This window comes from Methanobrevibacter sp., assembly GCF_017940815.1.
GTDB lineage: Archaea > Methanobacteriota > Methanobacteria > Methanobacteriales > Methanobacteriaceae > Methanocatella.
Window position 1 is genome coordinate 37611 of record NZ_JAGAXX010000028.1, and the last position, 14074, is coordinate 51684.

12 protein-coding genes are annotated in these 14074 nt (G+C 38.8%); 7 read left to right on the forward strand and 5 right to left on the reverse strand.

Annotation, left to right across the window (positions count from 1 at the left end):
- The first annotated feature begins 28 nt into the window (after positions 1-28).
- The 5 genes from glmU to ILA26_RS03950 are packed head-to-tail and all read left to right on the forward strand — an operon-like array spanning position 29 to position 4765.
- The gene (gene glmU / locus ILA26_RS03930) at positions 29-1315 is read left to right on the forward strand and encodes a bifunctional sugar-1-phosphate nucleotidylyltransferase/acetyltransferase (RefSeq protein ID WP_292894328.1); all 1287 of its coding nucleotides are present in this window, start codon (positions 29-31) and stop codon (positions 1313-1315) included.
- Between the two features lie 8 nt (positions 1316-1323).
- Positions 1324-1806: a gamma carbonic anhydrase family protein gene (locus ILA26_RS03935; protein ID WP_292894273.1), complete on the forward strand. Its 483-nt coding sequence runs from the start codon at positions 1324-1326 to the stop codon at positions 1804-1806.
- A 3-nt stretch (positions 1807-1809) separates the two neighbouring features.
- Positions 1810-2910, forward strand: a complete 1101-nt coding sequence (gene hisC / locus ILA26_RS03940; RefSeq protein ID WP_292894275.1) for a histidinol-phosphate transaminase — start codon at positions 1810-1812, stop codon at positions 2908-2910.
- Entirely contained in the window at positions 2910-3614 is a 705-nt protein-coding gene (locus ILA26_RS03945) for an anaerobic ribonucleoside-triphosphate reductase activating protein (RefSeq protein ID WP_292894277.1), read from the forward strand. The genes hisC and ILA26_RS03945 overlap by 1 nt, the downstream gene beginning before the upstream one ends.
- A gap of 14 nt (positions 3615-3628) precedes the next feature.
- Positions 3629-4765, forward strand: coding sequence for a tetratricopeptide repeat protein (locus ILA26_RS03950; protein ID WP_292894329.1), 1137 nt, complete (start codon positions 3629-3631; stop codon positions 4763-4765).
- A gap of 157 nt (positions 4766-4922) precedes the next feature.
- On the opposite strand, the gene glmM is transcribed toward ILA26_RS03950, so the two are convergent.
- The 4 genes from glmM to thiC all read right to left on the reverse strand — a co-directional run bounded on the left by glmM (position 4923) and on the right by thiC (position 9872).
- A complete protein-coding gene (glmM, locus tag ILA26_RS03955) occupies positions 4923-6287 on the reverse strand; it encodes a phosphoglucosamine mutase (RefSeq protein ID WP_292894279.1) in 1365 nt (454 codons plus the stop codon).
- A gap of 61 nt (positions 6288-6348) precedes the next feature.
- Positions 6349-6747 carry an OB-fold nucleic acid binding domain-containing protein gene (locus tag ILA26_RS03960; protein ID WP_292894281.1) on the reverse strand — a complete coding sequence of 133 codons (399 nt, stop codon included), beginning with the start codon at positions 6745-6747 and terminating at the stop codon, positions 6349-6351.
- Between the two features lie 192 nt (positions 6748-6939).
- On the reverse strand, positions 6940-8598 hold the full coding sequence (locus tag ILA26_RS03965; RefSeq protein WP_292894283.1) for an ATP-dependent DNA ligase: 1659 nt from the start codon (positions 8596-8598) through the stop codon (positions 6940-6942).
- On the reverse strand, positions 8598-9872 hold the full coding sequence (gene thiC / locus ILA26_RS03970) for a phosphomethylpyrimidine synthase (RefSeq protein ID WP_292894285.1): 1275 nt from the start codon (positions 9870-9872) through the stop codon (positions 8598-8600). Before thiC ends, ILA26_RS03965 begins: the two co-directional genes overlap by 1 nt.
- A gap of 105 nt (positions 9873-9977) precedes the next feature.
- Here thiC and ILA26_RS03975 point away from each other — a divergent pair, with 105 nt between their 5' ends.
- Both ILA26_RS03975 and ILA26_RS03980 read left to right on the forward strand, forming a co-directional pair.
- Entirely contained in the window at positions 9978-10832 is an 855-nt protein-coding gene (locus tag ILA26_RS03975) for a methanogenesis marker 8 protein (RefSeq protein WP_292894287.1), read from the forward strand.
- A 10-nt stretch (positions 10833-10842) separates the two neighbouring features.
- Positions 10843-11496, forward strand: coding sequence for a 3'-5' exonuclease (locus ILA26_RS03980; protein ID WP_292894289.1), 654 nt, complete (start codon positions 10843-10845; stop codon positions 11494-11496).
- Positions 11497-11660: 164 nt separating this feature from the next.
- Here ILA26_RS03980 and ILA26_RS03985 read toward each other — a convergent pair whose 3' ends face one another.
- Positions 11661-13865 carry a CDC48 family AAA ATPase gene (locus ILA26_RS03985; RefSeq protein WP_292894291.1) on the reverse strand — a complete coding sequence of 735 codons (2205 nt, stop codon included), beginning with the start codon at positions 13863-13865 and terminating at the stop codon, positions 11661-11663.
- Positions 13866-14074 lie beyond the last annotated feature (209 nt).

Below are 14074 nucleotides of genomic sequence, written 5' to 3' on the forward strand. Positions count from 1 at the left end.
AATATTATTAGATATTTTATAGGGGATAATAAAAGTGAAAGCGATTATTTTAAGTGCTGGTGAAGGTTCTAGAATGAGGCCATTAACACTTACAAAGCCTAAGACCATGTTGCCAGTTGCTGGAAAGCCAATCATCCAATATAATATAGAATCATTAAGAGATAATGGAATTAAGGATATTCTGTTGATTGTAAGATATAAAGAAGAAATGGTTCGGGATTACTTTGGCGACGGTAGTGATTTTGGTGTTAACATTACATATCAAACACAAAAAGACTTTTTAGGTACTGCGAATGCCATAAGTTATGGTAAAGATTTTATAGAAGATAGTTTGATTGTTTTGAATGGGGATATCATTTTAGATGATGAAATTATTAATGAAATCATTAAAAAATTCAATTATTTAAAGCCAGATACCTTGATGCTTTTGACAGAGGTGGAAGACCCTTCTGCATTTGGTGTAGTTGAAATTGAGAACGGAAACATTAAAAGCATAGTTGAAAAACCTAAAAAAGAAGAGGCGCCAAGTAATTTGGTTAATGCAGGGATTTATGTCTTTAATAAGGACATATTCGATAAGATTGATAAAACTGAGATTTCTGAGAGAGGAGAATACGAGATTACCGACTCAGTAACCTTGCAAATTAACGAAGGCAAAAAAGTCATCGGCCATAAAACAGATAAAGATTGGATCGATGTCGGAAGACCTTGGGAACTGATTGAGGTAAACGAAGAGTTAATCGGCCAACTCAAGACAGAAATCAAGGGTCATGTTGAAGACGGCGCACACATTCATGGTGAGGTCTTTTTGGATGAAGGAAGTATCATAAGGGCCGGTGTGTACATTGAAGGAAACGTGTACATCGGTAAGAACTGTGATGTGGGTCCTAATTGTTATATCAGAGGCAATTCCTACTTTGGAGACAATGTCCATATTGGAAATGCCGTTGAAATTAAAAATTCTATCATTATGGAAAATACCAATGTTAGCCACTTAAGTTATGTTGGGGATTCAGTCATAGGGTCCAATTGTAATATAGCTGCCGGAACTAACATTGCTAACTTACGTTTTGATAATAGATCTGTAAAAACCAAAATCAAAAATCAGATGATTGATAGTGGAAGACGTAAACTCGGTTCCATCATTGGGGATTCAGTGAAAACAGGTATCAACTCAAGTTTTTCACCGGGTGTTAAGGTAGGTCACAATGCCACTATCGGTTCAGGGGTTTTATTGTATGATGATGTACCCTCCGATACAAGAGTGTTGGTAAAACAGAATCATATTATACAAGATAAGAATAAGAAGAAATAGGCGATATTATGGAAAATATTAAAGACTCTGTTGTAATATGCCCACAAGCACAAGTAATTGGCGATGTTGAATTAGGTGAAGATGTATCAATCTGGCATGGTGCAGTCTTGAGGGGAGATACAGATTCCATAACCATTGGAAACAATTCCAATGTCCAAGATAATTGTGTTGTGCACTGTACCAAGGGATATCCTGTTGAAATAGGAGAAAACGTATCTGTTGGTCATGGTGCTGTTGTTCACGGTTGTAAGATTGACGACGATGTGCTGATTGGAATGAATGCCACCGTTTTGAATGGTGCCCATATCTCTAAAAACTCCATTGTCGGTGCTGGAGCAGTTGTAAGTGAAGGAAAGGAATTTCCTGAAAACAGTTTGATATTGGGAGTTCCTGCAAAAGCAATAAAAGAGGTCTCACCTGAACAAATCGAAATGATTCGAAAAAATGCAGAAAATTATGTTAAACTTTCCAAACAATATAAGGAAGATTAAATTATGAAAGCAAGACAAATTGTAGAAGAAATGGATTCATATGTGCCTGGAAAATCTCAAGATGAGATTGCAAGTGATTTTAACTTAAAAAAAGAGGATATCATCAAATTGGGTTCAAATGAAAATCCGTGGGGTCCATCTCCAAAAGCAATGAAAGCTATTGAAAATGAGATTAAGTCCATTAACAGATATCCGGAATCACAATTGCATGAACTTGTGGATGAAATCGCAAAATATTCTGGAGTTAAATCTTCTCAGGTCATTATTGGTGGGGATGGTGCTGATGAAATAATTGATGTTCTTGCAAAAACATTTATTGATAATGGGGACGAGTTCATAGTCCCTTTACCATCTTATATGTACTATGAATACTTATTAAAGCAATATGGTGCCAAACCGGTTTATGCAAAATGGGATTTGGATGAAAACAAGTTGGATGTTGATTCAATATTTGACGCCATAACTCCAAAAACCAAAATGATTTTCCTATGCAGTCCGAACAATCCTACAGGAACTCTGATAGATAAGGAGATTCTAATGGACATTGCAGGTAAAAATCCTGATATTTTAATTGTCATCGATGAGGCTTATTTTGAATACTCAGAAGTCACAAATAAAGATTTGATTAACGAATTTGACAATATTTTCATTATCCGTACAATGTCTAAGGTATTGGGACTTGCGGGCATGAGAATAGGTTACGGTCTTGCATGCGATGAAATCATTGAGTACATGCACAGAATCAAGCCGGTATTCTCCCTTACAAGATTGTCATTTGTTGCTGCACTCAACACATTCAGGGACACTGAGTATATTGAACAGTCCATTGAAAAGGGTATTGAATCAAGGCAATACTTATACGACGAAATTTCAAAAATCGATGGGTTGAATGTATTTCCATCCAAGTCAAATTTCATGCTAATCGGCATAAAAGACACTGGTTTTACAGCGTCAGAACTTGCTTTGGAGCTTATGAAAAGAGGAATCATTGTTAGGGATTGCACATCATTTAAAGGTTTGGATGAGTATTGGATTAGAATAAGTATCTGTACTTTAGAAGAAGATAAGAAATTTATTGAAATTTTAAAAGAGGTTTTAAACTAATGTATGTGGGAGGAACAGTAATATCTTCTGTTGAGTTTCATGGAAACATGTCTCTGGTCATTTTCATGTCCAAATGTCCTTTAGCATGCAGATATTGTCATAATGTGGAATTGCTTGAAGACAATACTGAAAAATCTTTTGAAGAAATCAAGGATGAAATTGATTCTTCAGCTGACTTTTTGGATGCTATTGTGATTTCTGGAGGAGAACCGTTAGTTCAAACCGATGCCGTTATTGAAATATTAGAATATGTTCGTCAAATTGGTTTGAAAACCAAATTGGATACAAGTGGCATCTATCCGGAAAAACTTAAAGAGATTTTGGATTTGAATCTGCTGGACTATGTTTCACTTGACGTTAAAACCACATTTTCAAAGTATCGTAAGATCACCGGTGCAAATGTAGGTTTTGAAGTCAAAAAGTCAATGGAATATATAAATGATGCTGGAGTTCATTTGGAAATAAGGACAACATATGTTCCAACATTACACACTAAAAAAGACATTATCAATTTGGTTGACGAAATCAAATCAGAAGTTTACACTATTCAACAATTCAGAAATAAAAATGTTCTAGATCCGGCTTTAGAAAAAGTTGAAGTGCCAAATCCTCATGACTTAGCTAAGTTGGCAGAGGAAATCAAACCTTACTTTGATGGGGTTGTCAAGGTTAAGTCAGGTGAGTTTGGGGAACAAATTATCTAGGGAGAGTGTTTACAATACCTATTTTGTCATTTTCAAGTAATGATATTGATGTTATCACTGGTAAGAAAACCAGAACCATTCGTAAGGCGTGGAAAACACCGCTTAAGGTGGGTGACAGATTATATTGTTACTGGAATCTTGTTTCAAAAGAAAAGATGAAGATTTTTGAGGCTTTTGTAACTGGTATTGAAACTATTCCTTTTTCTTTAATTAAGGATAATGATGAATTGGCTCGTGAAGAAGGTTTTAAAGACTCTAAAGATATGTTGAGAGAATTTAAAAAGATGTACGGTGGCCAAATTGATCCTGATGAGGAATTTCAAATAATCTATTTTGAAAAGATACACATTGACGATTGGAAAGGAGACAAAATCGACGAAAAGGCAATGATAACAAAGAGAGCAGACATTCTTTTTGACAGTGGTAAGTTCGATAAGTCAACAATGTGTTATGATGCTGCTTTGAAATTGGATCCTAACGATGTTTATCTATTGAACAAGCAGGGAGACAATTTGTCAAGGTTGGGCAGGTTCATCGATGCGATTGATTGCTATGACAAGGCACTCGAATATGAGCCGGCCAATATTTACATTTTGAATAATAAGGCTATTGCACTTCTGAACTCAGGAAACATCAATGAGGCTTTGAAGGTGAGTAACATCGCATATAATTATAGGCCAAGCAGCCCAATTGTCCTGTACTGGAGAGGCTTCATTTTAGAAATGCTCGGAAGGTATGACGATGCGCTGAAGGTTTATGATAAGCTTATTGTGATTGACGGTGAAAATCCTGAAGTTTGGAACTCCCGTGGAAACCTATTGACTGACATGGGAATGTTGGAGGAAGCTATTGAATCATTTGACAAGGCTGTTGAGGTATGTTTGGATGATTCTGAAATGGATGCTTCTGCGATAAACCGTATGGGTAATGCTTATATTGATTTGGGAATGCTTGATGAGGCTCTCGAATGTTTCAATAAGGCAATAGATTTGGAAAAACACAACATAGACTTTTTATTGAATAAGGGTGTTGTGCTGATGGAACTGGGTAAATTTGAAGAGGCAGTTGACAGTTTCAATAAGGTTTTACTTAGAAATCCTGATAATGAAGATGCGTTTTTCTTAAAAGAAGAATGTTTAGAAAACTTTTAATGTAGATTACTACATTCAAACTCTTATTTTTTTACTAAAGATATTATAATTTTGAAATAATCCTTGATTAAAATCAATATTTTGATATAATCTGCTTTTTATTTAATCAAAATTTCAATAAAATTAAAAGAAAAAATGGTGATGGGAGTTGTTTTAATTATTTTTTGTATTTTTCAATTAAGCCAATTCCCCAATCGGTCATTTCGTCAGCTTTTGCCTGTGAGTCGGATTCCGCAAAGCATCTGAAAATCGGTTCGGTACCTGAAGGTCTGATGATTACCCAGCCGTCGTCTTTTAGGATTTTGACTCCATCGGTCAAGTCCAATTCGAAATCGGTTGTGGTTTTGATTTCATCTGCAATGCTGTTCATTACAAATTCCTTTTCGTCATCAGGACATTCAATTTTCATTTTGCTTGCATAGTAAACAGGAAGCTCTGCCACCAATTCAGATAATGGTTTGCCTTCTTTTGCAACGATTTCAAGGATTTTTGCAACGGTCATTACTGCATCTCTTCCGTATACGAAGTCTGGGAAGATCAGTCCTCCGTTTTCCTCTCCTCCGAATAAACCATTTTCATCTTTAAGCTTACGAGCAACGAGCAAGTCTCCAACAGCAGTGGCAATCACTTCGCCATTGTACTCTTCTGCAACGTCATAAATTGCCTGTGAAGTTGCAACGGTGGTGACAATGGTTCCTCCATTGTTTTCCTTAAGCATTTGTTTTTCAACAAGGGTGAATGTCTTGTCTCCTAAAACAAAATTGCCCTTTTCGTCAATGCAGATGGTTCTGTCTGCATCTCCATCGTGAGCAAGACCAATGTCTGCATTAAGTTCTTTTACAACACTAATCAATTCCTGCAAGTTTTCTTCAATAGGTTCAGGGTCACGTCCTGGGAAAAATCCGTCTGCCTGTGAGTTGAGGGTGGTTACGTCGCAACCTAACTTGCGAATCAAATATGGCGCGGTGTAGCATCCTGCACCTGACCCGCAGTCTACGACAACTTTTAAATTAGCGTTTTTAATGGCTTCAGCATCTACTTTGGAGATTGCTTCATCAACATATTCATCAATTATCGTATCATTGTGATATATCTGGCCGATTTCAGAGAATTCTGCTCTTTTTGGCTCTTCATCAAAGTATAATTTTTCAATCTCAAGTTCCATATCGTCAGGTATTCCAATACCGTCTGCATCTAAGAATTTAATACCATTGTATTTTGGCGGATTGTGTGAAGCAGTAATCATGACTCCTCCGTCATAATACTTGCGAACTGCATACTGGACACCTGGAGTCGGCAATATTCCTAAATCCACAACATCACAGCCTGATGATAACAGTCCTGCTTTAACGGCTTCCATCAGCATTGGAGTTGAAGTACGTGTATCTCCTCCAACAGCCACGACTCCTTGAACAACTGTACCGTAACTGGCTGCGAGTCTTGTTGCAAATTCTGGTGTTAAAACGTCATTAGCGGTTCTTCTAACTCCAAAAGTTCCAAATAATCTTTTTTTATTAGACATGTTCTTAATTCCTATAAAATTTACATGTCTTATTTTTGGATTTTGATTAATAAATATATTGTTAATTGATTATTCTCAGACTGTCCCCATTCGATAAAATCAATTCCAAATTTGAATTGTACTCGGTTATTGTCCCGACAACCTGGACCTTTCTATTCTTAAAGTCCTCAATATCCAAATTTCTGGATTGAATTTCAGCCACTTGGCTTTCAAAAATAATCAGTGGAGTTTGAGATTCCCCATCGTTGATTGTCAAAAAATAGCTTGTCTTTGAACTTGATTGGCTGACTTCGGTAATGACTCCGGTTATTTTCACCTCCTCATCAATCATTCCTCTGTTTATGTCTTTAATGTCAATTTCCTTAACTTCAATTGTTGGAGTGAATGCTATCAGGCCGATTATTCCAATCAGTGAAGTTACCAGTGCAATTTTCAGTAGTTTGTCGTCAGTGATTTCCATACAAGATAATGGATTTTCATGATTTAAATACTTGTGACGAGATGATTGCAAGGTTTATTTTAGGTTAAAATTATTGCATACTCCTTTTAGAGGATTTGACAAAAATAAGTTTGTATATAGATTATCAGGGTGCTTTTTTGCTGTTTATTTTTTGAAAAGTGAGGTAATCGGTAGAGTCAAAGCTCTACCTAACTAGTTTCCTGTGCGGTACATTGAAAGGAGCCTTTCAACAGTGTCTGCATCCATCGGACTTTTGTCCTTACGGATGTTTTTAACGACAGGGAACCTTAATGAGTAACCGGTTTCATATTCTGGGGATTCGACAATTTCTGAAAATGCAATTTCCAGAACGATTTTTGGTTCTACTTTGATTTCACGGCCTTTTGTTGATATTTCAAGCTCTTTCATTCTTCCTGTAAGGTATTCAAGAGTGGCATCGTCAAGGCCGGTTCCGACCAATGCAACGCTTTTGAACTCGTTGTTTTCATCTCTTAAGGCCAACAGGTATGATCCGACAAAATCCCCTCTTTTACCGATACCGTATATTCCTCCGATTACCACCATATCCAATGTTTCAGGCTCTGCCTTGTACTTGAGCATCTTTTTGCCCCTTAATCCTGGAATGTATGGGGAGGTGGTGTCCTTGATCATGATTCCTTCATGTCCCTCGTTGATGGACCATTCGAAGAGCGCTTGGATTTCATCGATGTTGTCTGCATTTCCATATTTCATGGTACTCAAGTTCATCTCATCAACTGAGGTATCTACAATGCTTTCAAGTGTTTCCCTTCTGGTTTTCAAGGCTTCATCAATCATTGGAACCTTATAATACATCACATCAAACAGGTAAACTTTCAGTGGAACGTTTTCCATAGCTTCCTCAACATTGTGTTTCCTTCTAACACGATGAAGGACGTTTTGGAAAGGTAAAGGTTTTCCATCGCGTGTGGCTATGACCTCTCCCTCTACAATATAATCCTCATGGGGCATGTGCTCATTGAACAGTTCAACGATTTCCGGAAGTGCATGGGTGATGTTTTCGAGTCTGCGTGTGAAAATATTGATTTCATCGCCGTTTCTGTGAACCTGAAGTCTTATTCCATCGTATTTTGTATCACAAAGGGCTTCGCCCATTTCAGGCAATATTTCCTCTAAGGGAGGTGCCAATTGTGCCAGCATAGGTTTTACAGGAGTTCCTGGTGTAAGGTTAAGTTTGGCAAGTCCCGCTTCACCTTCCTCCTTGGCGGTTCTTGCTACGACTGAAAAGTCATTGGTAAGCATTTGCGCCCTTTCAACGATTGCCTTGTCGATATTGAAAGCTTGGGCTATTGCGTCACGGACCACTCCGTCACCCACTCCAATTCTCAACTCTTCTGTGATGGTCCTTGTCAGGTATTTCGCTTCAGTTGCGCTTGCCTGTGACAAGAGCTCCAGGATGACTGAAATTTTACGATTGGTTGACCTTGAACCGCTTATCTGGGATAACTTTCTCAGGCTGTTGAAGACAAAGTCGATTGTAAGGGGCTGTGAGAAGAAGGTCATCTGGGATTTTTTTGCATATAGCTTGACGCAAGCAAGACCAATGTCTCCCTCGTCACGAACGGCATCCTCAACGGCGGCCTGGGTTGTGCCGACCGCTTCAGCAACTGCCCTTTCAACTAATTTTCCACCAATGCCTATTTCCTCTGAACTCCATGCGGGAAATACTACTCCCAAAATCAAAAGCCCAACTTTCTCAATGGTTTCGGAGTCTAGGGTCTTCAGGTATTCCGCTATGATTTCGGTTTTTTCCAGTCTTTTTGTAGTTGCCTCAAGGGCTGAGTACACGTCTACCAATTCTTGATATTTCATTAGAAATCGCCTTTAGCTATTTTTACTGCACAATACTCTCCGCACATTGCGCACATTTCATCATCGTCAAGCTCGCACTTGTCACGGTATTTTCTAGGTTTTGACTTGTCCAATGCAAGGTCAAACTGTGCTTCCCAATCGAATTCCTTTCTTGCCTTTGCCATTGCGCGTTCCCTTTCCCAAGCTTGCGGAAGTCCTTTTGCAACATCTGCTGCTTCAGCAGCAATCTTGGATGCGACAACTCCTTCTTTAACGTCTTCAAGACTTGGAAGGGACAAGTGTTCTGCAGGTGTCACATAGCATAGGAAGCTTGCTCCTGCGGTTGCAGCTATTGCTCCCCCTATTGCTCCTGTGATGTGGTCATAACCCGGAGCGAGGTCAGTCACAAGAGGTCCTAAAACGTAAAATGGCGCTCCGTGACAGATTGTCTTTTGTATTTCCATGTTTGCCTTGATTTGGTTTAAAGGCATGTGTCCAGGCCCTTCAACCATCACTTGAACATTTGCGTCCTGTGCCCTTTTGACCAATCCTCCCAGGTTTACAAGCTCTTGAATTTGAGGGATATCGCTTGCATCTGATAGGCATCCCGGTCTCAATCCGTCGCCTAGGGATAATGTGATGTCGTATTCATAGGATAATTCCAATAGATAATCATAATTTTCATATAATGGGTTTTCCATATCGTTGTGGTTGATCCATGATGCCATGAATGTTCCTCCACGGCTTACAATTCCCATCATACGGTTTGCTGCCTTAAGCTTTTGGACAAGGTCCTTTGTGATTCCACAGTGGAGTGTCATGAAGTCCACTCCCTCTTTTGCCTGATTTTCTATTGCCTTGAAGATGTCGTCAGGATCCATGTCAATGATTTCATTGCCCTTGTTTAAGGTGACTACTCCTGCCTCATAGATTGGAACGGTTCCAATGCACAAATCAACTGCATCCATAATCTTTTTCCTGAACAGCTTCAAATCTGAACCTGTTGACAAGTCCATCAATGCGTCCGCACCGTATTCCTGTGCAAGTTTTGCCTTGTTGATTTCCAAGTCCAAGTCATCAATCTTTGATGAAGAACCGATATTCGCATTGACCTTGGTTGTCAGGCATTCTCCAATACCGCATGGTTTTGAATGGCCATTTACATTTTTGGGAATTACTACTTTTCCCATATCAATTAATTTAGCTAGCTTGTTTACATCTATATTTTCTTTTTGAGCAACAAACTCCATTTCTGGTGTGATGTTGCCTTTTTGTGCTTCACTTTTTTGAGTCAAATTTATCCCTCATGTTGACTAATCATTAATAATATTAGATTTTCTTAATATATAGAATTAATTTTTTATATTGTCGTTTTAATATTATTAAACATTGGTGGTTATATGGTTAAAGATAGACATGTTATTGAAACATTGGGAAAAGTGCGTGTGGTAATCGAAAACGGTGAAATCACTGAAGTTGGCTCATCAGACATGAAATATTGTCCTATGTTTCATGCAATGCATGGAGTGGAAGAGTTAAATGAGGAATTCATACGCAAGAACATTAATTTCAGAATCAATGATTTCGGAATGTGCACTCCAGAAAGGGTTGTTGAGATGGATGATTTGGTCACTGTTGGAATATCTGAAATTCTCAAGACCAATATGGAAAAAGGAAACATCGACTGTGTTGTCGGAGCATGTGATGGTGCCGGAACATTGCTCATGACCAATCCTCGCGTCGTTCAGGGAGTCGGCGGAAGGGTGTCAGGCCTTGTAAGCACAACCCCCATTCCTGAAGTCATTGAAAAATTAGAGGAAAAGGATTGCGTAATTCTGAACCCCGAAACCGCTGAATTGAATCAATTGGAAGGATTGAAACTGGCTTTGGATAGGGGATATAAGAACATTGCAATAACAATACTTCCTTCACCTATGGTTGAGGAGATAAGGAATTATCCTGTTGATGATGGCGTTAACGTTTATATTTTCGTGGCCCACACAACAGGCGCCAGTGCTGATGAGGTTAAAATGCTTTTTGAAAATGCAGACATTGTAACAGCTTGCGCTTCAAAGGCAATTGATGAGTATGCTGACGAGCATGAGCCTTATTACTATGGGGTTAAGGTTCCGATTTTCTGTGCCAGTGATGATGGCCGCAGGTTCTTGGACATTAGGCTTGAAAAAATCGGCAAGCCTCTAACAACCAATAATTATCCGAGAAACAAGGATGATACTCCAAATAAGTTAATTTAGGATGTAAAAAATGAAAGTGATATATTTTGATACCGAGACATCAGGTCTCGATTTTTTAAGCTGCAGGATTATAGAACTGGCGATGCTGATTGATGATGATGGAAACATCACCGAATATGATGAATTCATAAACATTGATGAGGATTTGCCTCCAAAAATCACTGAAATAACCGGTATCACAGATGAGATGCTTATAACTAAGGGGATAAGTGAAAGGGAAGTTGCTTGCGATTTGAAGGATAACCTGACTCCGGGAACATTGATGATTGCTCACAATTGCCAGTTTGACTTGGCATTTGTATACTATCTTTTAAAAAGGCATTTTCCTGATGAGGCTGATGACATCGTATCTGGCCTTGACTGGATTGATACTGTAACAGTCCTGAAAGACCGTAAGGAATTTCCTCACAAGCTAATCGATGCCGTTAAGCATTATGGTATTGATGAAGTCAATTTCCACAGGGCAATCGATGATACAAAAGCGTTGTATAATGTCACTCAGGCAATGATGGATGAGCGATCTGATTTGGAGGAATATATTAACATTTTTGGTTATAATCCTAAATGGGGTGTCAGTGGTCCTAGATTTGATTTCATTGAATATAAAAGGCAATATTTCAATAAGGGTATTGTTCCTTCAGATTATATATTGCCTAGAAAATAAGTCTTTTTTTTTAAATGGAGGTTGGGGGAGGATTCCATATCCTCCCCAGATTTAATAGAGAATGCGATAAATATAATGGAGGTTGTGGGAAAGATTGTCCTTATCTTTCCCGAGGTTAAAATATGGTTAGAAGTTAAATAGGATGGTGTAGGGAGTGTTTGTCCCTACATGTATTGAACTAACTGTTCTTCTTGGATTTGATTGTTTCCTGGCTTCACCTTGTCTATTGCTTCTTTGAAGTATTTGTATGGGATTTCACTAGCTTCAAGGTCATCTCTTAATGCAAGCATTGCAGCTTCTCTGCAAACAGCTTCAATGTCTGCTCCGACATAACCGTCTGTGTTTTTGGCTAATTTTTTAAGATCAACGTCTTTTGCAAGTGGCATGTCTTTTGTATGCACTTTGAAGATGGACACTCTTGCGTCCTCGTCAGGTTCTCCGACTTCAATGTGTCTGTCGAATCTTCCAGGCCTCATGAGTCCTGTGTCCAGAATGTCTGGCCTGTTTGTTGCCGCAATGATTGCAACGTCTTCAAGCTCTTCAAGACCGTCCATTTCAGTTAACAATTGGTTTACCACTCTTTTTGTCACTCCGCTGTCAGTGTCGTTTCCGCTACGTGCGCTGGCTATTGCATCGATTTCATCGAAAAAGATCACAGTTGGGGAAGCCTGTTTTGCTTTTCTGAATACTTCACGAACACCTTTTTCGGATTCTCCGACCCATTTGGACAGGAGTTCAGGTCCTTTAACGGAAATGAAGTTCGCTTCACTTTCACTTGCAACCGCTTTTGCAAGCAAAGTTTTACCGGTTCCCGGAATTCCGTAAAGCAATGTTCCTTTTGGAGGTCTGATTCCTAGGCGTTGGAAGGTTTCAGGATGTTTTAAAGGCCATTCTACAGCTTCTTTAAGTTCTTGTTTTACGTCTTCAAGTCCTCCAACATCGTCCCATTTGATGTCTGGGATTTGCACAAGGACTTCCCTTAGTGCGGAAGGTTGGATTTCTTTTTGTGCGTTCTTGAAGTCATCTCCGTTCACCACGATTTTTTCCATAACTTCTTTTGGAATCTCTTCGTCGTTTTGAATTTCTGGCAATATTCTTCTTACTACTCTCATTGCAGCTTCTTTACATAATGATTCGAGATCTGCTCCCACAAATCCGTGGGTGGTATTTGCGATTTTGTCCAGGTCCACATCATCTGCAAGAGGCATGTTTCTGGTGTGAATTTCAAGCACTTCTTTTCTTTCTTCTGTGTCAGGTACTCCAATTTCAATTTCCCTGTCGAATCTTCCAGGTCTTCTGAGTGCTGGGTCAAGGGAATCAGGACGGTTGGTAGCACCGATTACCACGACTTGGCCACGGGATTTGAGTCCATCCATCAATGTTAGAAGTTGTGCAACGGTTCTTCTTTCAACTTCTCCATTGGTTTCTTCTCTTTTTGGAGCAATTGCATCGAGTTCATCTATGAATATGATTGAAGGGGAGTTTTCTTCTGCTTCTTCGAAGTATTCTCTTAGGTTCTCTTCAGATCCGCCCACATATTTGCTCATGATTTCTGGCCCATTTATTAAAATGAAATGGGCGTCACTTTCACTGGCTACTGCTTTTGCCAGTAAGGTTTTACCTGTTCCAGGTGGTCCGTGCATCAATACACCTTTTGGAGGTGCAATTCCTAATTTTTCGAAGAGTTCTGGTCTTTTAAGAGGAATCTCAATCATTTCTCTGACTTTTTTGACTTCTTCCTTAAGACCTCCGATGTCTTCGTAGCTTACATCAACGAGGTTGCTTACTCCCTCGATTTTTGAAACGTCCACAGGAGATTCATGTAATTGCACTTCTGTATTTGGTCCCACAATCACGATGTCTTTAGGACTTGTGGACACTACTGCGAATTTTATTTCGCGCATTGCTGGGGTGAAATCCATCAATTCATCGAAGAGGCTGTTGAATCCCATTCCCATGCTTGGTCTTGGTGCACGGATTTGTGATCCTATTATGTCCCCTTGGACCATTACTTTTCCTGCGAATAGTCCACGAACATCTCCTTGTACACGAATGTTATCTTCAGTTGGAGCTAAAACAACTTTTTTTGCTTCTGTTGCTTTTGCTTTTTTAACAGTGACTTCACCACCGATGGTTGCACCGGAGTTTTTACGAACGAGTCCATCTATTCTTATTACTCCAAGTCCGATATCAGTTTGTGAAGGAAGAGCGATAGCTGCAGTTTTTCTTTCTCCAACAATTTCAATCAGGTCTCTTTCATGGATTCCTAACTCGTCCATGACATTTGGATCGAGTCTTGCCAATCCTTGGCCGACATCCTTTTGTGAAATTGCTTCTGCAACTTTTAGTGTGATTTCATTTTCTGCCATGATATCATCTCCATTTTTTGGCTGTAATGTATTGTAATTGTAATGTCAAAATCTTTTTGTTACTTTTTGTAACTTTATTGACAAAGTAATCTGTGTATGTCTTACTATATAAATGTTTCGGTTTTGACATTTTTTCAAATAGGTATAAAACAAGGTTATTTATTTAAAATATAAACTATTGTTGTGTTGACACTATAAAAATAATTTAA

Coding starts and splice junctions, on each gene's coding strand:
- ILA26_RS03980 (WP_292894289.1), top strand. CDS start 10,843: ATGAAAGTGATATATTTTGATACCGAGACATCAGGTCTCGATTTTTTA.
- ILA26_RS03935 (WP_292894273.1), top strand. CDS start 1,324: ATGGAAAATATTAAAGACTCTGTTGTAATATGCCCACAAGCACAAGTA.
- ILA26_RS03975 (WP_292894287.1), top strand. CDS start 9,978: ATGGTTAAAGATAGACATGTTATTGAAACATTGGGAAAAGTGCGTGTG.
- ILA26_RS03965 (WP_292894283.1), bottom strand. CDS start 8,598: ATGAAATATCAAGAATTGGTAGACGTGTACTCAGCCCTTGAGGCAACT.
- ILA26_RS03945 (WP_292894277.1), top strand. CDS start 2,910: ATGTATGTGGGAGGAACAGTAATATCTTCTGTTGAGTTTCATGGAAAC.
- hisC (WP_292894275.1), top strand. CDS start 1,810: ATGAAAGCAAGACAAATTGTAGAAGAAATGGATTCATATGTGCCTGGA.
- glmM (WP_292894279.1), bottom strand. CDS start 6,287: ATGTCTAATAAAAAAAGATTATTTGGAACTTTTGGAGTTAGAAGAACC.
- ILA26_RS03985 (WP_292894291.1), bottom strand. CDS start 13,865: ATGGCAGAAAATGAAATCACACTAAAAGTTGCAGAAGCAATTTCACAA.
- ILA26_RS03960 (WP_292894281.1), bottom strand. CDS start 6,747: ATGGAAATCACTGACGACAAACTACTGAAAATTGCACTGGTAACTTCA.